This is a genomic window from Rhodobacter maris (assembly GCF_900217815.1).
GTDB classification, from domain to species: domain Bacteria; phylum Pseudomonadota; class Alphaproteobacteria; order Rhodobacterales; family Rhodobacteraceae; genus Rhodobacter; species Rhodobacter maris.
Map to the genome: position 1 here is coordinate 52,144 of NZ_OBMT01000008.1, position 18,105 is coordinate 70,248.

Below are 18,105 nucleotides of genomic sequence, written 5' to 3' on the forward strand. Positions count from 1 at the left end.
TCCTCACCTTTCTCCGTCACCGCCCGGGCGTTGCCGCGGCTCAGCCCTGTTTCTCGTCACCGGGAAGCACATAATGCGCGCCTTCCCAGGGGCTCAGGAAATCGAATTGCCGGTATTCCTGCGTCAGCTTCACCGGCTCGTAGACCACCCGCTTGAGCATCTCGTCATAGCGCAGCTCGACATAGCCGGTGGTGGGGAAATCCTTCCGCAGCGGATGGCCGCGGAAGCCGTAATCGGTCAACAGACGGCGCAGATCCGGGTGGCCCGAGAACAGGATCCCGAACATGTCGAAGATCTCGCGCTCATACCAGTTTGCCACCGAGAAGGCATCGGTGATCGAGGGGCACATCTCATCCTCGCGCACCGCCGCTTTCACGCGGATGCGCTGGTTGCGCCACATCGACAGGAAATGCCAGACGACCTCGAACCGCGCCGGGCGCTCGGGCCAGTCCACCGCGGTGATGTCGATCAGCGTTGAGAACCGGCAGGTCGGATCGTCGCGCAGAAATTCGACAAACCGCAGGATCCCCGCCGGGGTCACGGTCACGGTCAGCTCGCCATGTGCCACCACGCTCGACACGACATCATCGCCGCGCCGATGCTCGATATGCGCCGCGAGTTCTTGCAGCAGTTCGCTCATTCTCCGTCCTCCTCAGCGCACCAGCGTGCCGGTGCGGCGGATCTTGCGCTGCAACTGCAGGATACCATACATCAACGCCTCTGCCGAGGGCGGGCAGCCGGGCACGTAGATATCGACCGGGACGACCCGGTCGCAGCCGCGCACCACCGAATAGCTGTAGTGGTAATAGCCGCCGCCATTGGCGCAGGAGCCCATCGAGATCACGTAACGCGGCTCGGGCATCTGGTCGTAGACCTTGCGCAGCGCGGGCGCCATCTTGTTGGTGAGCGTGCCCGCGACGATCATCACGTCGGATTGGCGGGGCGAGGCGCGCGGCGCAAAGCCGTAACGCTCCACATCATAGCGCGGCATCGCGGTATGCATCATCTCGACCGCGCAGCAAGCCAGACCAAAGGTCATCCAGTGCAGCGAGCCGTTCCTCGCCCAGTTGATGATGTCTTCGGCGGTGGTGAGCAGGAAGCCCTTGTCCTGCAGGTCGCGGTTGAGCGCCGCGGCGGCCACGTCCATATCGGCTGCGGCCGTGTTCGGCCCGGTCATCACGCCCATTCCAGCGCCCCCTTCTTCCATTCATAGGCGAAGCCTACCGTCAGCACGCCCAGAAACACCATCATCGACCAGAAGGCGGTCATCGAAATTTCCCCGAAGGAGACCGCCCAGGGGAACAGGAAGGCCACCTCAAGGTCGAAGATGATGAACAGGATCGACACCAGATAGAACCGTACGTCGAACTTCATCCGCGCGTCGTCGAAGGCGTTGAAGCCGCATTCATAGGCCGAGACCTTTTCCGGGTCCGGGTTGCGCACCGCGATCACTGCCGCCGCGAGGATCAGAACGAGCCCGAGCGCGATCGCCATGGCCAACAGAACGAGGATGGGAAGATATTCGCGCAACATGGAAGGCAGGGTCACGTCGTGCATCAATTTGCTCCCTCTGGGCGCGACAAGCGCGCGGGTTCTGGCTCAGCGAGGAATAGCCTTCCCCCATATGCCGGTCAACCGAGCGAAGCCCGTTTTCGGGGCGAAAAGCGTAATTTGTATACCGATGCACACTGTTTTTCGCATCGGCTGCGGGCGCGGCATCCTGTTGCCGCAATGCGGCATCATGTCTCGGCTTCCTGCCGCTGCGGAAACCGCACAGAATCACCCGGTTTTGAAAATAATATTGCTTATAAAGAGCTTCCCCGAGTCACAGCGCCCAGGGCGGGGGGGTGCGTTCGAAGAAAGCAGAGATCCCGTCCCGCGCCTCGTCGCTTTCCCAACGTTTCACCAGCGCCGCAATCGTCGCCTCCTGAAGGCCCGAGTCGGGGTGTGAAGAAAGCAGGCGCAGCAACGCTTTTGCCTCTGCCACGGCGCCGGGCGCGCAGGCCAGATAGGGGGCGACCTCGGCCTCGATCGCCGCGTCGAGCGCCTCGGGCGGAACCACCCGCGCGATGAGATCGAGCGCCACCGCTTCCGCCGCATCGAAGAGCCGCGACGACATGAACACCCGCCGCGCCTTTGCCGCGCCCATCCGCGCGACGACGTAAGGAGAAATCGTCGCCGGCGTCAGGCCGAGCTTCGTTTCGGTGAGCCCGAAGCGTGCCGCGGGCACCGCAATGGCGACATCGCAGACCGAAATCATGCCCACCCCGCCCCCGAAGGCATTGCCCTGCACCCGCCCGATCACCGGTTTCGGGCAGGCATCTACTGCGGCGAGCATCTCCGCCAGCGCCCGCGCCGAGGCGCCGCGTTCTTCGGAACTTGCGGTCATATTCGCCTGCATCCAGCGCAGATCGCCCCCCGCGCAGAAGCTTTTCCCCTCCGCGGCCAGCACGACTGCCCGCACCTTTTGCTCCTGACCGAGATGCCGGATCACCTGGGTGATCTCCGAGATCATCTGCGCATCAAGCGCATTGTGCTTTTCTGAGCGCGCAAGCCAGAGCGTCACAACGCCCCGCCCGTCGCGGTCCAGCCGGATCGTCTCGGTCATTCCGAACCTCCTTTGAGCGCGCGCGCGCAGGTTGCGGCCCGCTCCAGCTTCGCCGCATTAATCCCGGTTGCATAGCCCAGCTTTTGCAGATGCGCGGCGACTCGCTCGCTTGCCACATTGCCGGCGGCGCCGGGCGCATAGGGGCAGCCGCCCAACCCGCCCACCGCGGCATCGAAGATCCGCAGGCCAAAAGCGAGGCTTGCCTCGATGTTCTCGAGCGCGCGGCCACCGGTGTCATGAAAATGCCCGGCCAGCTGCGCGGGCTCCATTTCCTGCACCACGGCCGCGAGCATCGCGATCACGCTTTCCGGCCGGGCACGGCCGACCGTATCGCCCAAGCTGACCTCCCGGCACCCGATCACCCGCAGATGCGCCACCACGCGCGCCACCTGCGCAGGGGCCGTCGGCCCGTCGAACGGGCAGTCCGTGACCATCGAAACATAGCCGCGAACGGGAATACCGGCGGCATCCGCAGCCCGCATCACCGGGTCGAACCGCTCAAGACTTTCCGCAATCGAACAATTGAGGTTCGCGCGCGAAAACCCCTCAGACGCTGAGGCAAAGATCGCCACTTCGTCGACGCCCGCCGCCCGTGCGGCCTCGAAGCCGCGCAGATTGGGGGTGAGCGCGGTATAGCGCACGCCCGGCACCCGGCGGATCCCGGCGAGAACCTCCGCGCCATCGGCCATCTGCGGCACCCATTTGGGCGAGACGAAGGACGCCACCTCGATACGGCCGAACCCCGCTTCGGAAAGCGCGTCGACGAGCGCGATCTTGTCCGCCGTGGGGATCAGGCGCTTTTCGTTCTGCAACCCGTCCCGCGGCGCCATTTCCACGATTTCGACGAAATCAGCCATCGGGGAGCTCATAGAAGGCTTGCGCATAGAGGCTCGCGCCGCCCCTTTCGACAGCGCGCGCATGCGCGGGCCGGGCCTGCGCCCGCTCTATCCAGGCGAGGATCGCCGGAAAATCCGGTCGCGGCACGAAACGGAACATCGCATCCATGTTGAAGCCGAACATGCACTCCGCAGCCGAGAAAGAGGAAAGCAACCAGTCCCGCCCCTCGAGATGCGCCTCAAGCGCCTGCATCGTCAGCATCAGCCGCTTCGTGTCGAGCTTCATCAAGGGCACCGAGCGCGCGCTTTCGGGCCGCAGGAAGATATGCTGGATATTGAGCGATTGCAGGATATTGGCCTGCGTCTCGGCAAAATTCACCCATTCAAGAAAGGCGATCCGCTCTGCGGTTCCGGGCGCGGGGGCGAGCCGTCCCCGGCTCTCGGCCAGATATTGCACGATCGCACCCGATTCAAAGATCACCTGCCCGTCGATCTCCAGCGCGGGCACCCGCCCGGCGGGGCTGAGCGCGCGAAACTCCGGGCTGCGCAGCCCGCCATCGGTGAGCGACCAAGTTCGAATGTCCACCGGCTCGCCCAGTTCCTCCAGCAGCCAGAGCACGCGATGCGACCGCGAGCCCGGGGTGTGATGCAATACCGTCATGCGGCCTCCTCCTCTGCCAGCCGAATGAGCGCCGCCCCCGCCTCGATCTGAGCGCCCGCGGCCACAAGCACTTCCGCCACCTCTCCCGCGCGCGCTGCACAAAGGGTATGCTCCATCTTCATCGCCTCAAGCACCGCCAGCCGGTCGCCCGGTGCAACCACTTGCCCCGGCAGAACGAAAACCGCTTTCACCAGCCCCGGCATCGGCGCGAGCGTCAGATCCGATGCGGGTGCATGCGCGATACGATCAAGCGGGTCAGGGCGCGCGAAGCGATGGGCGCCTTGCAGGAAAACCGTTATTTCCTCAGGTTTCACATGGAACCGCGCAGAGGTTTTGAGGCCATCGACCCACCAGCCGTCCGGCGCGAGCCGGCACTCATGCGCGGTGCCTGCAATTTCGACGCAAACGCGGTTCGGCCCAGTGATCTGAAGCTGCGCGGGGCATTCGAAATCCACCGCGCGGCGCAAGGGCGCCCAGAGCGTGAACCCCGCGCCCGTGCCCTCATGGAGGCCCGCGGCGGCAATCACCGCCAGCACGCGGGCGGCCGCAGGCACCGGCGGGGCGACGGCAAGGCCGTCGATCTCGCGCCCGATCAGCCCGGTGTCGACCGCGCCCGCCGCAAAGCCCCCGTGCCGGGCCAGCCGGGCGAGAAAGGCCAGATTGGTGGTGGTGCCCGCCACCTCAGCCGCCTCGAGCGCGCGTGCGAGGCGATTGAGCGCCGCGGCACGGGTCGGGCCATGGGTGACGATTTTCGCAATCATCGGGTCATACCAAGGAGAGATCGTGTCGCCCGGCCGCACTCCGGTTTCGACCCGCACACCGGGCGGAAACACCAGATGCGACAGCGTGCCGATGGCGGGCAAAAAGCCTGCCGGAACATCCTCGGCGTAAAGTCGCGCCTCGAACGCATGCCCCTTGATGCCGATCTCTTCCTGCGCGAGCGGCAGCGGCTCACCCGCAGCGACGCGAAGTTGCCATTCGACGAGATCGATGCCGGTGATTGCCTCGGTCACCGGATGTTCAACCTGAAGCCGGGTGTTCATCTCCATGAACCAGAACCGGTCGGGGCGCAGCCCGTCAGAGCCATCGACGATGAATTCAATCGTGCCGGCGCCCGCATAACCAATCGCTTCGGCGGCGCGCACGGCGGCCTGCCCCATTGCCGCGCGCATCTGATCGGTCATGCCCGGCGCCGGAGCCTCCTCGATCACTTTCTGATGGCGACGCTGCAGCGAACAATCGCGCTCAAAGAGATGCACGGCGCGGGTGCCGTCGCCGAACACCTGCACTTCGATGTGGCGGGGCATTTCAACATATTTTTCAATTAGAACCGCGGGGTTGCTAAAGGCCGTGCGGGCCTCGGCGCAGGCACTTTCGAGCCCGGTGGCAAAGTCTTGCGCGCGGTCCACGCGCCGCATCCCCTTGCCGCCGCCGCCCGCCACCGCCTTGATCAGCACCGGGTAGCCCACCGCCTCGGCCGCAGCCGCAAGATGTTCGGGATCCTGATTGTCTCCGTGATAGCCGGGCACGACGGGCACGCCGGCCTTTGCCATCAACACCTTGGCGGCATCCTTCAGCCCCATGGCGCGGATCGCCGCCTGTGAGGGGCCGATGAAAGTGAGCCCCGCCGCTTCGACCGCGGCGACGAAGTCAGGATTTTCGCTCAGAAACCCATAGCCCGGGTGGATCGCCTCGGCGCCGGTCGCGAGCGCCGCTTCGATGATCGCATCGCCGCGAAGGTAACTCTCGGCCGGGCGCGGGCCGCCGATATGCACCGCCTCGTCGGCCATCGCCACATGGCGCGCACCGGCATCGGCTTCGGAATAGACCGCGACCGTGGCCACGCCGAGTCGGCGGGCCGTGTCGATCACCCGGCAGGCGATCTCGCCGCGATTGGCGATCAGGATCTTCTGAAACATCGCACTCTCCTGTTGGTGAAGGCGGGGGGCGCCGCCCCCCGTGCCCCCCGGGATATTTGCGGCAAGATGAAAGAGCTGGAGGTTCATCTTGCCACACATATCGCCGCCGGAGGCCTTGAACGTCACATGCGGAAGACCCCGAAGCGGGTCGGCTCGATCGGCGCGTTGAGACTTGCCCTGAGGCTCAGGGCCAGCACGTCGCGGCTCTTGCGCGGGTCGATGATGCCATCATCCCAAAGCCGGGCGGAGGCGAAAAGCGGGTGGCTTTGCCGCTCGAACATCTCGATCGTCGGGCGTTTGAATTCCGCCTCCTCCGCGGCCGACCATGTGCCGCCCTTGCGCTCGATCCCCTCGCGTTTGACGGTGGCCAGCACGCCCGCCGCCTGCTCGCCGCCCATCACCGAGATGCGCGCATTGGGCCATGTCCACAGGAACCGGGGCGAATAGGCGCGCCCGGCCATGCCGTAATTGCCCGCACCGAAAGAGCCGCCCACCAGCATGGTGATTTTCGGCACATTGGTGGTGGCGACGGCGGTGACCATTTTCGCCCCATGCCGCGCGATGCCCTCGTTTTCATATTTGCGCCCGACCATGAAGCCGGTGATGTTTTGCAAGAAGACCAACGGGATGGCGCGCGCCGAGCAAAGCTCGATGAAATGCGCGGCCTTTTGCGCGGCCTCGGAGAAGAGCACCCCGTTGTTCGCCACGATCCCCACCGGGCACCCCATCACATGGGCAAAACCGGTGACGATGGTCTCGCCAAACCGCGCCTTGAACTCGTCGAACCGCGAGCCATCGACGGTGCGGGCGATCACCTCGCGGATGTCATAGGGGGTGCGCAGATCGGCGGGCACCACGCCCAGAATCTCTTCGGGGTCGAAGGCCGGGTCTTCGGGGCTTTGCCATTGCACGGTCGCGGGCTTGGCGCGATTGAGGTTGCTGACCGCGCGGCGCGCTAAGGCCAAGGCGTGCGCATCGTCCTCGGCCAGATAATCGGCGACGCCCGAAAGCCGGGTGTGGACATCGCCGCCGCCGAGATCTTCGGCGCTGACCACCTCGCCCGTTGCCGCCTTCACCAGGGGGGGACCGGCGAGGAAGATCGTGCCCTGATCGCGCACGATGATCGTCACATCCGACATCGCGGGTACATAGGCGCCGCCCGCGGTGCACGACCCCATCACCACCGCGATCTGGGGGATGCCCTTCGCCGACATCCGCGCCTGATTGTAAAAGATGCGGCCGAAATGGTCGCGGTCGGGGAAGACCTCGTCCTGATTGGGCAGGTTCGCGCCGCCTGAATCGACCAGGTAGACGCAGGGCAGCGCGCAATGCTCGGCGATCTCCTGCGCACGCAGGTGCTTTTTCACCGTCATCGGGTAATAGGTGCCGCCCTTCACGGTGGCATCATTGGCCACCACCATCACCTCCTGCCCCATCACCCGGCCGACCCCGGCGATCACCCCCGCGCAGGGGGCCGCGCCGTGGTAGAGCCCATGCGCGGCGGTGGCGCCGATCTCGAGAAACGGGCAGCCGGGGTCAAGCAGCGCCGCGACGCGCTCGCGCGGCGCCATCTTGCCGCGCGCGACATGGCGCTTGAGGGCCTCCGCCCCGCCCCCCGCCGCGGCATGGTCAGCAGCCTCCCGCACCTGATCGAGCAGCGCCAGATGCGCCTCACGGTTCTTTCGGAACGTCTCCGAAGACGGGATCGCGGTGGAGGAAAGCCTCATTGCCCACCCACCAGTTCGCGCCCGATCAGCATCCGCCGGATTTCCGAAGTGCCCGCCCCGATTTCCATCAACTTCGCATCGCGAAAGAGCCGCGAGACGACGGAATCATTGAGAAATCCAGCGCCGCCAAGGGCTTGCACCGCCTGATGCGCCTGCACCATCGCCTGCTCGGAGGCATAGAGCACCGTCGCGGCGGCATCCTGACGGGTCACCCGGCCGCGGTCGCAGGCCTTCGCCACCTCATAAGTATAAGCCCGCGCGGTGTTCATCGCGACATACATATCGGCGATTTTCGCCTGCATAAGCTGGAAATTCCCGATCGGTTGGCCGAATTGCTGGCGTTCCTGAGCATAGGGCACGACTTCATCCAGACAGGCCATCATGATGCCGGTGCCGATCCCCGAGAGCACCACGCGCTCGTAATCGAGCCCGGACATCAGCACCCGCACGCCCTTGCCCTCAAGGCCCAGAACGTTCTCTGACGGCACCTCGCAATTGTCGAAAAAGAGCTGCGCGGTGTTTGATCCGCGCATGCCGAGCTTGTCGAAATGCTGGCTGGTGGAAAAGCCCTTGAACCCCTTCTCGACGATGAACGCGGTAATCCCCTTGGAGCCCACCTCGGGGTCGGTCTTCGCATAAACCACGAGCGTGTCCGCGTCGCAGCCGTTGGTGATCCAGTATTTGTGGCCGTTGAGAAGATAATGGCCGTCACGCTTCTCGGCGCGCAGCTTCATGCCGACGACATCGGAGCCCGCGCCGCTCTCGCTCATCGCCAGCGCGCCGATCTGCGTGCCCGCAACAAGGCCGGGCAGGTATTTGCGCTTCTGTTCCTCGGAGCCGTTGAGCTTGAGCTGGTTCACACACAAGTTCGAATGCGCGCCGTAAGAGAGCGAGATCGATGCGGAGACGCGGGCGATCTCCTCGGTAGCGACAACATGGGCGAGATAGCCCATCCCCGCACCGCCAAATTCCTCGGGAACGGTGACACCAAGAAGGCCGAGCGCGCCCATCTCGGGCCAGAGCTCGTTCGGAAAGGCGTTTTCCGCGTCGACACGCGCGGCGATCGGGCCAAGCCGGTCGCGCGCCCACCCCCGCACCATCTCGCGCAAGGCGGCGATATCCTCGCCCAGATCGAAATCCATCGAGCCTGCGAACATCCTTTCCTCCCCCATTATTGAACGAACGTTCATTTCATTGCGCACAAAAATTGACAGGTCAAGCCGGAACGGAAAATGCCGTAGCGTCGCACGCCTTTCGGTCAGGGCCATCACTTTTGCGTCATCGCGCTAGCCTCCCGGCAAAGTGCCCGGCAGGAGGAATTTGGTAAATAGACTTGGGGAGGCAACTTAAGGGCCGAGGACGCAGTGAGCACAATCGCCACAGCCAGTCAGCACGCATGGATGTACGCCGTGCTGATCGAGATGAATGATTATTGCCGCAACGAGGGCTTGGAAGACGTGTCCGCTTCGCTTCAGCAAGCGATCGAGCGCATGGAGCCGGTCGTCTTCCCCCGCATGCCTCTGGGCCGGGTTGCGGCGGATCCCCATCCGCTCTACTCAGCCGAAGTGGTACAATTCCCCTCGCAGCGCGGTTTTTAAACCCGTCCCGCTCCGAAACCATACCGGATCAGGCGCGATCGCTGTTGCCGATGTCGCGTGCAGGTCGTTTCTCTCTATCGTCGGCTTCAGTCTTCCGTGGGCTTTAGCCTGCGTGGCAAAAGCCCGCGAGCCTTCGCGCATGGCGCTTGCGCGCCCCCAAATGTCCACATGTCAACACACCAAGACCCGCTTGAGGGTGTGGAAACGCTGCGCTCGGCACCGGTTCAGAACCAGTGGTTTTCGCGCGCGATCATCGCGGCATGGGTTCGGTTGCGCGCTCCGATCTTGCGTGTCAGCGTGCGCACATGCAGCTTCACCGTGACTTCCTGCAGGTCCATCTCGCGCGCGATTTCCTTGTTGGTCTGACCCGCGCAGATCCCGCGCAGCACCTCGGTTTCGCGTTGCGAAAGCCCGCCCATCGTCGGCGCATCGACCTGTTTGAGGAAATCGAAGGGCGCAAAGACCGAGCCTGAGGCCATCAGCGTCACTGCACCGATGATCGACCGGGCGGGCAGCGCTTTCGGCACGAATCCGATCGCCCCTTCGTCGAGCGCCTCGCGCGCCGCGGCCGGGCGCGCCACGCCCGAGATAATCGCAACCGCCTGATCCGGGTAGCGCCGCTTCATTTCGCTCAGCCCGACCAATCCATCCATACCGGGCATATCGTAATCGAGCAGAACGAGGTCGAACGGACCGAGCTGTTCAACCTGGCTCAAGGCCTCGGAAAGATCGCCTGCCACCGCGACATCCTCGCAGCCTCCCGCCCGCAGCAGCGCCGCGATGGCGTCGCGCACGAGCGCATGATCGTCGGCAATCAATAGCTTCACACATTCCTCCGAAATTCCATTCGCCCCGCCCCGCTCTGGTTTTCCGCTTACCAAGGGTAATCCGCAAGAAGCCGCGGCAATGCAAGGGTGGCCCGGATACGTTTCCGGTTACCTCTTCCAAAGCACCATGCACACCCCAATAAGCAGTGCAACCCGTATCCCTCCGAATAGGATAATATACGTCTTCGCAGATGGCTGACCTTGCGCGCTGTGCAAGACTGCGAGCGATAATGCCAGTTCGGGAGGAAAGGCCGTGCAACAGCTCAGACTGACGGCCCGCTTCCTGACTTTGCGCGCCGTTGCCGTGGCGGCGATCGCCTTGCCGGTCACATTGGTCAATGCCGACGCACCGCCCCGCATCACCCCGATGCTTCCTTCCGCGACGCCTTTCGCGGCGGAAAATGTGTCGATGAGACCCACCAATGTGTTTTCCCCTGATCCGGTGGCACCGCTCGGCGCGCCCAAAGGCAAGATTCTCCTCACAGTGACCGGAGCTCTCGGTACCGGAAATGCTCCTGCGCTGGCGGATCCCGTGGATAAATCCGGCGCAACCCAGGTGGTGCAGTTCGACGATGCGATGCTCGGGGCGTTGCCGCGCGCGGAATTTGCCACTTCGACGATCTGGACCAGCGGCGAATCCCGCTTTTCCGGCGTGCCACTGCGCGAAGTCCTCGCGCGGCTCGGCGTACACGCGGGCCAGATCCGGGTGATCGCGCTCAACGATTATGCGGTGGAAATCCCGCTGGCCGAACTTGCCGACGAGGCCCCGCTGCTCGCCGACCGGCGCAACGGTCAGCCGATGTCGATCCGCGAGAAGGGACCGCTCTGGATCGTCTACCCCTATGACGCCGATCCTTCCTATCGAAACGAGGTAATTTACGCGCGCTCCGTATGGCAGGTGGACCGGATCGAGGTTCTGCCGTAACATCCGGGGCAACGTTTTTTCAAGTTGCGTAAATGTACAATCGTTCGACTCCGTTTCGTGCCCCATCCCAGCCGTTGCGCCATCTGCTCTTTGCCGGGCTGGTGGCTCTTCTCCTGACGGCCGGGGTCTCGCTTTACCACTATGGCGCCGCCGTACGTGTCGATATCGACAATCTCGCGATCGCCAATTCCGACAGCCTGCAATGGACCCTCGCCCAACTCGAAGTGGAATATTACCAGTTCGAGGAGACGCTTGTCCGTGGCAGCGCCGACAGCCGCGTCGATCTTGAGGATTTCTCTCGTAAATTCGATATTTTCTACAGCCGCGCCCAGACCATCCGCGATGGGGCCGGGTTCCGTGTCGTCACCGAGACCGAAGCCGCCTCGGCGGCGCTTTCCCGGCTTGATCGCTATCTGATCGAGACCGCGGCGCAGATCGACGCCGGGCCCGAGACGTTGAAACAGGCACTGCCGCGGTTGCGCCAGACAACGCGCGAAATGGCGTCTGAAGTGCGCACGATCTCGAGCTATGGCGTGAACGCGCTGGCCGAACGCGCAAAGGACCAGCGCGAACAGGTGTTCGATTCGCTCATCCGCCTCGCCTCGCTCACCGCCGCGCTCCTCGCCACGGTATCGGCGGGGTTCATCATCACCTGGTGGCTGTGGCGCTACGGGCGCAACCAGACCCAGTCGCTCGTCTTCGCCAAGGCCCGGCTCGAGGCGGTGATCGGAACTTCGATCGACGCGGTGATCGTGGTCGACCAGACCGGCCGGGTGATCGAGTTCAACGGCGCCGCCGAAAAGGTCTTTGGCTATACCCGCGCCGAGGCGCAAGGCACGCTGATGCACGATCTGATCGTGCCCCATCACATGAAGGCCGCGCATGACGCGGGTTTTCGCCGCTACCGCGCCGGGGGCGTGCCGCGCATCGCCGGGCACGGGCTGATCGGGCTACAAGCGCGTCGCAAGAACGGCAGCGTCTTTCCGGCCGAGCTTTCCGTTACGGCAACGCGGATCGGCAAGAAAGAAATCTTCGTCGGCTATCTGCGCGACATCACCGACCGGGTCGCCGCCGAGCAGGAACTGATCGACGCGCGCGATTCCGCAATGGCAGGCGAGCGCGCGCAATCGGAATTCGTCGCCGTGATGAGCCACGAGATGCGCACGCCGCTCAACGGGCTGCTGGGCACGCTCGATCTGCTGGTGGAAACGCCGCTTGATGCCACGCAGCGCCGCTTTGTCGAATCGATGCAGAAGGCGGGCGAGATCCTGCTCAGCCATGTCAACAACACGCTCGATGTCGAGCGGCTCGATGCCGGCAAGTTTTCTCTGGTGCGCGAGCCTTTCGCACCGATGGAAGTGGCCGACGAGATCGTGCAAACCCAGGCAGGCGCGGCCGCGGCGCGCGGCAACCAGCTCGTCGCTGTGGCCGAGGGGCGCCTGCCCGAAGCGGTGGAAGGCGATGCGCTCCGGATCCGCCAGGTGCTGATCAACCTCGTGGGCAATGCGATCAAATTCACACGCAACGGCAAGATTTCCGTCGAGGTGGAATACCACCGCGACCAGGGCCAGCTCGAATACCGGGTGATCGACACCGGCATCGGCATTCCAGCCGATCAGGCGGAGCGGATCTTCGACGATTTCGTCACCCTCGATCCGGAACTCTCGCGCGAGGCGACAGGCTCCGGTCTCGGCCTCTCGATCGCGCGGCGGCTGATGCGGGCGATGCGGGGCGAGATCGGTGTCGAAAGCGATGTCGGCAAAGGCTCGGCGTTCTGGATCACGCTGCCCGCGCCGGTGGTCCTGCCGATACCTGCGCCGCGCGCGCCGCTGCGGCTGACGCCGAAGCCGCAAGCGCCCGAGCCCGTGATGGCAAGTGCCGAGGTTGAGGCTTCCGGGGGCGGAGCGGTCCGCCTCTCCGCCAATGCGCCGCTTCTGCTCACCCCTGGGAGTGCCCCCCCCCGCGCGGCAGCGGCCAACCGCCGCCTGCGCCGGACGATGCCTCCGGGATGTCGCCGCCGCACGCGCCGATCGATGTGCTGGTGGTGGAAGACAACGACATCAACCGCGTCGTCCTGTGCGAGATGCTGCGCCGCGGCGGACACCGTTTCAACGAGGCGCGCGACGGGTTCGAGGGCGTGGAAATCGCCTCCCGGCGCCGCTTCGACGTGATCCTGATCGATCTCAACATGCCACGAATGAACGGCATCGAAGCGACCGAAGCGATCCGCGCGGGCCAGGGGCCGAACCGGGCAACGCCCATTATCGCCATCACCGCGAACGTGCTGCCCGAAGCGCGCGCCCGGCTTGAGGCGGCCGGGGTCTGCCGCGTGATCTCGAAACCGATCACGCGGCGCATCCTCGAACAGGTGCTGGCCGATGAACTGGCCCGAGCCGGCACAGGTTCTGCGCCGCGGTCCGCAACAGTTCAAATCGGTGCCGCCACCCCGCATCTGGCGCAGAGCGCGCCTAAACTTTCGGCCGAGACTGCGCCGCACCGCGCGGTCAGCGCCTTCTCGCCCGGCGGCGCCCCTCTGATGGCGACGCGCGAGGCTCCGCTGATCAATCTGGCGACCCACACTGATCTGGCGCAGTCGCTCGGACCCGATCTGATGGCGCAGACGCTTGCGCAATTTCTCGCGGAAGGCGAGTCGATGCTGCCACGCCTGACCACTGTCGCCGCCCAGGCCGACCCCGCTGCCACCGCAGCCCTTGCGCATAAATTCGCCGGTTCTGCCGCACTTCTGGGGGCAGACAGGCTGCATCGCCTGCTCAAGGCGATTGATACCCCCCTGCGCCACCTCCCGGCAGGTGCGCCTCCGGGTGATTCGGCCGCCGCCGCGCTGGCGGCGCTTCCGACCGTCTGGACGGCCACTCGCGCGATGGTTGCAACGCGAATTTCCCCGACACAGACCCCGGATGGGACGAGCACCTGACACAAGCGGACACAAATACACCACTTTCGCGCCAAAATTGTGCCCAAAACTATACCTAAGATTGCGTTTAGTGCCGTCCGACATATTGCCGAGGTTTACGAAGGGCAATTAACCTAGCATTTAGGTTAAGGAACGGAGGCATTGATGGTCTGGTCACACATCCTGCCGCATCCGGCACACCAGGTTACCCCCGGGCCTTGGTTCGTGCGGGCACTGGCGCGGTTGCGCCTGTCTTTTTCGAAACCGGCGCCGGAAGCGGAGCCCAGGCGCACAGCGCAAGCTGATCTGACCGCGCAACCGGAGATGCAGGATATCTTTGCCGAGGGCTTCACCCGCGTGGCGCCGCTGCATCAACTGCCGATGGCACCGCATGTGAGTTCGGTTCCGACACCGATCTCTGCCTTGACCGCGTTTCCTGCAGAGCCTCCGCCTCACACCGAAGCGGCATCTGCGTCCCGCCGCACGATCAGCGCCGCCAATGCCGCCGCCGCCCCCACTACGCGCCCGGCCGCGGCGTTCCACGCAGTCGAGGTCGAGAATATCGCGCTGGTCATGGTGCTTTCGCGGCGTTCCGGGGCACCTATTCCCTGCCTCGAATGGCTCGGCGATCACGGGCTGCCGTTCCGCCGCATTGCCGCATTGGCTCCGACCTCGCCGATCTGGTCGGCGCCGCATGGCGCGCTTCTGATCGTCGATCTGGATACTCTGGGCGGGGTGACCGCCATGGCCGAGGGGTTGATGCGGCTGCGTCAGGGCCGCCCGGACATTTCCGTCGTGCTGCTGTCGGAAGAGGTGGCCGGGCATGATTTCGGCATCGAACGGCTCGCACTCGCCGATGTCACGCTGCGCCTGCCCTGTGCTTTCGCCAGTTTCGAATTCGCCCTCGCCGAGGCGCCGATCAACAACGCGATCTGGCAGGAACGCATGGCAGAGGTCCAGCCTGAATTCTAGCTCCGCCGCAGTTCCGCATCGAGGATCCTGGCGATTGCCACCGCATCGGCTTCGTGGAACGTGAGCGGCAGACGCAGATCAAGCAGAGCCGACAACAACCGGTCGGTGCGCGGCAGATTTTGTGCGGGCGCGTAACGCCAGCTCTGATGACGTGAGGTGAATGCAACGGGTTCGGCAGCGCCAAACCATTTCAACTCTACCCCCCGCGCGGCGCAGCGCGCAACAAGGCCCTGAATACGCGCGGCTTCCCAGCCGGGCAACAGGAACTGGAAGGACGAGCCCACGAAGGCCTCGTCCTGGGGCCGCGGGATCAACCGCAGACCCGGCGCGGCAGAAAGCCCCGCCTCCAGCGCGCGATAAAGCCCGTTCCAACGCGCCGCCCGATCCGGCAGTTCGGCGATTTGCGGCCTCAGGATCGCGGCGCGCAGATTGTCCATCCGGCCCGAAACATTCGGCATCTGGTATTTCGCGGTTTCGAAATAGTCCGGCCCCGGCGCGGCGCGATGCCGATGGTAAAGCATGTAGCTGCCCGAGATCAGAATCATCCGCGCCATCAGCACCGGGTCGTCGGAGACGATGAGCCCCCCCTCGCCCGAGTTCATGTGCTTGTAGGTTTGCGTCGAATAGCAGCCCACAGCGCCGAAGCGCCCCGAAGGCGTGCCACGCCAGGCGGCCCCCATCGTATGTGCGCAATCCTCCACCACAGTGATCCCGGCCGCGCTGGCGATCTCCATCAGCCGATCCATGTCGCAGATATGGCCGCGCATATGCGACAAAAGGAGCACCTTCGCCCCCGCTGTTGTCGCCTTGTCGGCGAAATCCTCCAGGTCAATCACCAGATCCTCGGTGGTCTCGACGAGAACCGGTTCGGCACCGAGCGCCGCAATCGCGCCGGGCACCGGGGCGAGGGTGAAAGCATTGGTCAGCACCCGCTCGCCCGGGGCAACGCCAAGCGCGCGCAAGGCGCAGCGCATCGCATAGCCTCCAGAGGCAACAGCCAAACAATAGCGCGCCCCGGTGTATGTTGCAAAATCAACTTCCAGAGCCGCAGTTTCGTCAATTTCGCCGGGGGCAATGTTGTATCTGTGCAAGCGGCCCGAGCGCATCACCGCCACCGCCGCGGCAATCCCGGCTTCGGAAATCGGCTCCTGCTGGGTGAAATTACCGGTAAAGACCTCAAGCGTCTCATCCATCATCGTCCCGCCTCCTCAGGCATGCAAAGAGCGCGCCAGCCGCCACAAGCACGGCTGCGGCCACGAAAAAGGCCACATCAGGGCTCTGCACCGGCGCCGCGTCGGAGAGGAAATAGCCGAAGAGCCCGGCGAAGAACAGCGTGCCCGCCAGCGTTGCGAGGCTTTCCACCGCGGCGAGCCCCCCCTGCAGGGCGCCCTGCTCGCTCTCCGCCACCGCCCGCGACATCATTGCGGCAAGGCTCGGCTGCGCGAACCCCTCGGGGCCGTGGAAAAGCAAAAGCACGATCACCGCGCCAAGCCCTCCGGCAAAGCCATAACCCGTCGCGACGAGACCGGCGACGATGAGCCCGAGCAGCACTGCGCGCCGTTCGCCGATCCGCGCCACCACCGGGCCGGTCAGCAGCCCCTGAGCGAGTGCCCAGACCAGCCCGAACCCCGCAAGCGTGAGCCCGATCACCGCCTCCGACCAGCCGAATTTCGCAATCCCCCAGAATGACCAGATCGCCGGATAGACCGCCGAGCCAAAGGTATAAAGGGTGATCACCGCCACGAGCGGCAGCACGCCGCGGGCACGCGCGAAAACCGCAAACATGCCAAAGGGATTCGCCTCGCGCCAATGCGGGCGGCGCCGTTTTTCCGGCGCAAGGGTTTCGGGAAGCGCGAAAAAACCCCAGATCAGATTGGCTCCGGCAAGCCCTGCCGCGGCCCAGAACGGCACCCTTGGCCCGAATGTCCCAAGCAGCCCGCCCAGCGCCGGGCCCAGCACGAAGCCAAGCCCCAGCGCCGCGCCGAGCCAGCCGAAAACGCGGGCGCGTCGCTCGGGCGCGGTGACATCGGCGACATAGGCATGGGCGATCACCGGCGTTGCACCGCAGATCCCGGCAACAAGGCGCGCGGCGAAAAGCCAGCCAAGGCTAGGGGCAAGCGCATAAAGAAGATAATCGATGCAGAGCCCCCCGAGCGCGAGGAGCAGAAGCGGCCGCCGCCCGAACCGGTCCGAGAGAACCCCCATGAGCGGCGCAGCGATAAATTGCGCCAGCGCATAGCTCGCGTAGAGCGCGCCGCCCACCTTCACTGCATCGGAAAGCGCAACGCCCCCGACCTCCTCGATCAGTCGTGGCACCACCGGCACGATCAGGCCGAGCCCCGCCATGTCGAGAAAGACGACGAGCAGGATGAAGACAATCGCGCGCGGCGGCAGTTCAGCCATGACGCGGCAGGAACCGGCCGACACAGCCGGGCAAATCGGCGTAGCTTTCAAGCATCGCTTCGGGAGCAAGGCGAGAAATCGCCGCCCCTTCGGGCCCGAAGCCGACGAGAATGCATGGCACGCCCACCGCGCGCGCGGTGACACGATCGGTTTCGGTATCGCCAATCATCACCGAATGCGCCACCGTGCCACCCGCGCGTTCGACCGCCGCCAGATAGGGCGCAGGATCGGGCTTGCGGGTGGGCAGCGTATCGGCGCCGATCAGCGCGTCGAAAAGCGACGAGACCCCCAGCGCATCGAGCAGGCTCACCGCCAGCGCCTCGGGCTTGTTGGTGCAGATCGCGGTCCGGTAGCCAGCGGTCCGCAACGCCGCGACCGCGCCGCTCGCCCCAGCGTAAAGCCTTGAGTGCACACAAATATGATCTGCGTAATGCGCGAGCAGCCGCAAATAATCCTGTTCCACCAGCGCCGCTGCCCCGGCGCGGTCAGCTCGCGCATATCCCAAAGCCAGCATCGCCCGCCCGCCATGGAAGGCGGTGAGCGCATCGGCCACCGGATCGAGCGCGACCTCCAGACCGCGTGCCGCAAAACAGGCATTCGCCGCGGCGATCAGATCGGCGGAGGTGTCCACCAACGTGCCATCGAGATCGAAAACCACCGTCGCCGCCGTCCCCGTCACTGTTACGCCCCCGAAAGATTGTGTGATGCTCGCCCT

Annotated in this window: 18 protein-coding genes; 5 read left to right on the top strand and 13 right to left on the bottom strand. The window is 65.0% G+C overall.

The features are described 5' to 3' along the window. Positions 1 to 40: 40 nt before the first annotated feature. From CRO22_RS11765 to CRO22_RS11805, 9 genes are all read right to left on the bottom strand, one after another. A complete protein-coding gene (locus tag CRO22_RS11765; protein ID WP_097070358.1) occupies positions 41 to 640 on the bottom strand; it encodes an NADH-quinone oxidoreductase subunit C in 600 nt (199 codons plus the stop codon). A gap of 12 nt (positions 641 to 652) precedes the next feature. Continuing rightward, entirely contained in the window at positions 653 to 1,186 is a 534-nt protein-coding gene (locus CRO22_RS11770) for a NuoB/complex I 20 kDa subunit family protein (protein ID WP_097070359.1), read from the bottom strand. Beyond that, positions 1,177 to 1,542 carry an NADH-quinone oxidoreductase subunit A gene (locus tag CRO22_RS11775; protein ID WP_097070450.1) on the bottom strand — a complete coding sequence of 122 codons (366 nt, stop codon included), beginning with the start codon at positions 1,540 to 1,542 and terminating at the stop codon, positions 1,177 to 1,179. The genes CRO22_RS11770 and CRO22_RS11775 overlap by 10 nt, the downstream gene beginning before the upstream one ends. Before the next feature lie 283 nt (positions 1,543 to 1,825). Then, positions 1,826 to 2,608 (bottom strand): crotonase/enoyl-CoA hydratase family protein, encoded by a 783-nt coding sequence (locus CRO22_RS11780; protein WP_097070360.1) that lies wholly within the window; start codon positions 2,606 to 2,608, stop codon positions 1,826 to 1,828. Beyond that, a complete protein-coding gene (locus CRO22_RS11785) occupies positions 2,605 to 3,465 on the bottom strand; it encodes a hydroxymethylglutaryl-CoA lyase (protein WP_097070451.1) in 861 nt (286 codons plus the stop codon). The genes CRO22_RS11780 and CRO22_RS11785 overlap by 4 nt, the downstream gene beginning before the upstream one ends. Further along, entirely contained in the window at positions 3,458 to 4,105 is a 648-nt protein-coding gene (locus CRO22_RS11790) for a glutathione S-transferase family protein (RefSeq protein WP_097070361.1), read from the bottom strand. Before CRO22_RS11790 ends, CRO22_RS11785 begins: the two co-directional genes overlap by 8 nt. Then, positions 4,102 to 6,024, bottom strand: coding sequence for an acetyl/propionyl/methylcrotonyl-CoA carboxylase subunit alpha (locus tag CRO22_RS11795; protein WP_097070452.1), 1,923 nt, complete (start codon positions 6,022 to 6,024; stop codon positions 4,102 to 4,104). The genes CRO22_RS11790 and CRO22_RS11795 overlap by 4 nt, the downstream gene beginning before the upstream one ends. Before the next feature lie 122 nt (positions 6,025 to 6,146). Beyond that, positions 6,147 to 7,751 carry a carboxyl transferase domain-containing protein gene (locus tag CRO22_RS11800; RefSeq protein WP_097070362.1) on the bottom strand — a complete coding sequence of 535 codons (1,605 nt, stop codon included), beginning with the start codon at positions 7,749 to 7,751 and terminating at the stop codon, positions 6,147 to 6,149. Next, complete coding sequence (locus CRO22_RS11805; protein ID WP_097070363.1) at positions 7,748 to 8,908, bottom strand: acyl-CoA dehydrogenase family protein; 1,161 nt, start codon at positions 8,906 to 8,908, stop codon at positions 7,748 to 7,750. The genes CRO22_RS11800 and CRO22_RS11805 overlap by 4 nt, the downstream gene beginning before the upstream one ends. A gap of 207 nt (positions 8,909 to 9,115) precedes the next feature. On the opposite strand from CRO22_RS11805, the gene CRO22_RS11810 reads away from it, so the two are divergent. Further along, positions 9,116 to 9,349 (top strand): hypothetical protein, encoded by a 234-nt coding sequence (locus tag CRO22_RS11810; RefSeq protein WP_141399443.1) that lies wholly within the window; start codon positions 9,116 to 9,118, stop codon positions 9,347 to 9,349. A gap of 224 nt (positions 9,350 to 9,573) precedes the next feature. Here CRO22_RS11810 and CRO22_RS11815 read toward each other — a convergent pair whose 3' ends face one another. Beyond that, positions 9,574 to 10,176: a response regulator transcription factor gene (locus CRO22_RS11815; protein WP_097070365.1), complete on the bottom strand. Its 603-nt coding sequence runs from the start codon at positions 10,174 to 10,176 to the stop codon at positions 9,574 to 9,576. A gap of 253 nt (positions 10,177 to 10,429) precedes the next feature. Here CRO22_RS11815 and CRO22_RS11820 point away from each other — a divergent pair, with 253 nt between their 5' ends. From CRO22_RS11820 to CRO22_RS11835, 4 genes are all read left to right on the top strand, one after another. After that, positions 10,430 to 11,101 carry a molybdopterin-dependent oxidoreductase gene (locus CRO22_RS11820; RefSeq protein ID WP_097070366.1) on the top strand — a complete coding sequence of 224 codons (672 nt, stop codon included), beginning with the start codon at positions 10,430 to 10,432 and terminating at the stop codon, positions 11,099 to 11,101. A gap of 32 nt (positions 11,102 to 11,133) precedes the next feature. Beyond that, positions 11,134 to 13,272 (top strand): sensor histidine kinase, encoded by a 2,139-nt coding sequence (locus CRO22_RS19200; protein ID WP_097070367.1) that lies wholly within the window; start codon positions 11,134 to 11,136, stop codon positions 13,270 to 13,272. Further along, entirely contained in the window at positions 13,185 to 14,036 is an 852-nt protein-coding gene (locus tag CRO22_RS11830) for a response regulator (RefSeq protein WP_245860969.1), read from the top strand. The genes CRO22_RS19200 and CRO22_RS11830 overlap by 88 nt, the downstream gene beginning before the upstream one ends. A gap of 144 nt (positions 14,037 to 14,180) precedes the next feature. Beyond that, positions 14,181 to 14,987 (top strand): hypothetical protein, encoded by an 807-nt coding sequence (locus CRO22_RS11835; protein WP_097070369.1) that lies wholly within the window; start codon positions 14,181 to 14,183, stop codon positions 14,985 to 14,987. On the opposite strand, the gene CRO22_RS11840 is transcribed toward CRO22_RS11835, so the two are convergent. From CRO22_RS11840 to CRO22_RS11850, 3 genes are read right to left on the bottom strand one after another with little or no spacing between them, the layout of a single operon-like run. Next, positions 14,984 to 16,183: a DegT/DnrJ/EryC1/StrS family aminotransferase gene (locus CRO22_RS11840; RefSeq protein WP_394341494.1), complete on the bottom strand. Its 1,200-nt coding sequence runs from the start codon at positions 16,181 to 16,183 to the stop codon at positions 14,984 to 14,986. The two genes, CRO22_RS11835 and CRO22_RS11840, sit on opposite strands and share 4 nt — an antisense overlap. Continuing rightward, positions 16,173 to 17,390, bottom strand: a complete 1,218-nt coding sequence (locus CRO22_RS11845; RefSeq protein WP_097070454.1) for an MFS transporter — start codon at positions 17,388 to 17,390, stop codon at positions 16,173 to 16,175. Before CRO22_RS11845 ends, CRO22_RS11840 begins: the two co-directional genes overlap by 11 nt. Then, entirely contained in the window at positions 17,383 to 18,069 is a 687-nt protein-coding gene (locus CRO22_RS11850; protein ID WP_097070370.1) for an HAD-IA family hydrolase, read from the bottom strand. The genes CRO22_RS11845 and CRO22_RS11850 overlap by 8 nt, the downstream gene beginning before the upstream one ends. Between the last annotated feature and the right edge of the window lie 36 nt (positions 18,070 to 18,105).

Excerpts from the sequence above, each read along its gene's own strand:
- CRO22_RS11765 (WP_097070358.1), bottom strand. The coding sequence starts at position 640 with ATGAGCGAACTGCTGCAAGAACTCGCGGCGCATATCGAGCATCGGCGC.
- CRO22_RS11770 (WP_097070359.1), bottom strand. The coding sequence starts at position 1,186 with ATGGGCGTGATGACCGGGCCGAACACGGCCGCAGCCGATATGGACGTG.
- CRO22_RS11780 (WP_097070360.1), bottom strand. The coding sequence starts at position 2,608 with ATGACCGAGACGATCCGGCTGGACCGCGACGGGCGGGGCGTTGTGACG.
- CRO22_RS11785 (WP_097070451.1), bottom strand. The coding sequence starts at position 3,465 with ATGGCTGATTTCGTCGAAATCGTGGAAATGGCGCCGCGGGACGGGTTG.
- CRO22_RS11790 (WP_097070361.1), bottom strand. The coding sequence starts at position 4,105 with ATGACGGTATTGCATCACACCCCGGGCTCGCGGTCGCATCGCGTGCTC.
- CRO22_RS11795 (WP_097070452.1), bottom strand. The coding sequence starts at position 6,024 with ATGTTTCAGAAGATCCTGATCGCCAATCGCGGCGAGATCGCCTGCCGG.
- CRO22_RS11800 (WP_097070362.1), bottom strand. The coding sequence starts at position 7,751 with ATGAGGCTTTCCTCCACCGCGATCCCGTCTTCGGAGACGTTCCGAAAG.
- CRO22_RS11805 (WP_097070363.1), bottom strand. The coding sequence starts at position 8,908 with ATGTTCGCAGGCTCGATGGATTTCGATCTGGGCGAGGATATCGCCGCC.
- CRO22_RS19200 (WP_097070367.1), top strand. The coding sequence starts at position 11,134 with ATGTACAATCGTTCGACTCCGTTTCGTGCCCCATCCCAGCCGTTGCGC.
- CRO22_RS11830 (WP_245860969.1), top strand. The coding sequence starts at position 13,185 with ATGCTGCGCCGCGGCGGACACCGTTTCAACGAGGCGCGCGACGGGTTC.
- CRO22_RS11835 (WP_097070369.1), top strand. The coding sequence starts at position 14,181 with ATGGTCTGGTCACACATCCTGCCGCATCCGGCACACCAGGTTACCCCC.
- CRO22_RS11840 (WP_394341494.1), bottom strand. The coding sequence starts at position 16,183 with ATGATGGATGAGACGCTTGAGGTCTTTACCGGTAATTTCACCCAGCAG.
- CRO22_RS11845 (WP_097070454.1), bottom strand. The coding sequence starts at position 17,390 with ATGGCTGAACTGCCGCCGCGCGCGATTGTCTTCATCCTGCTCGTCGTC.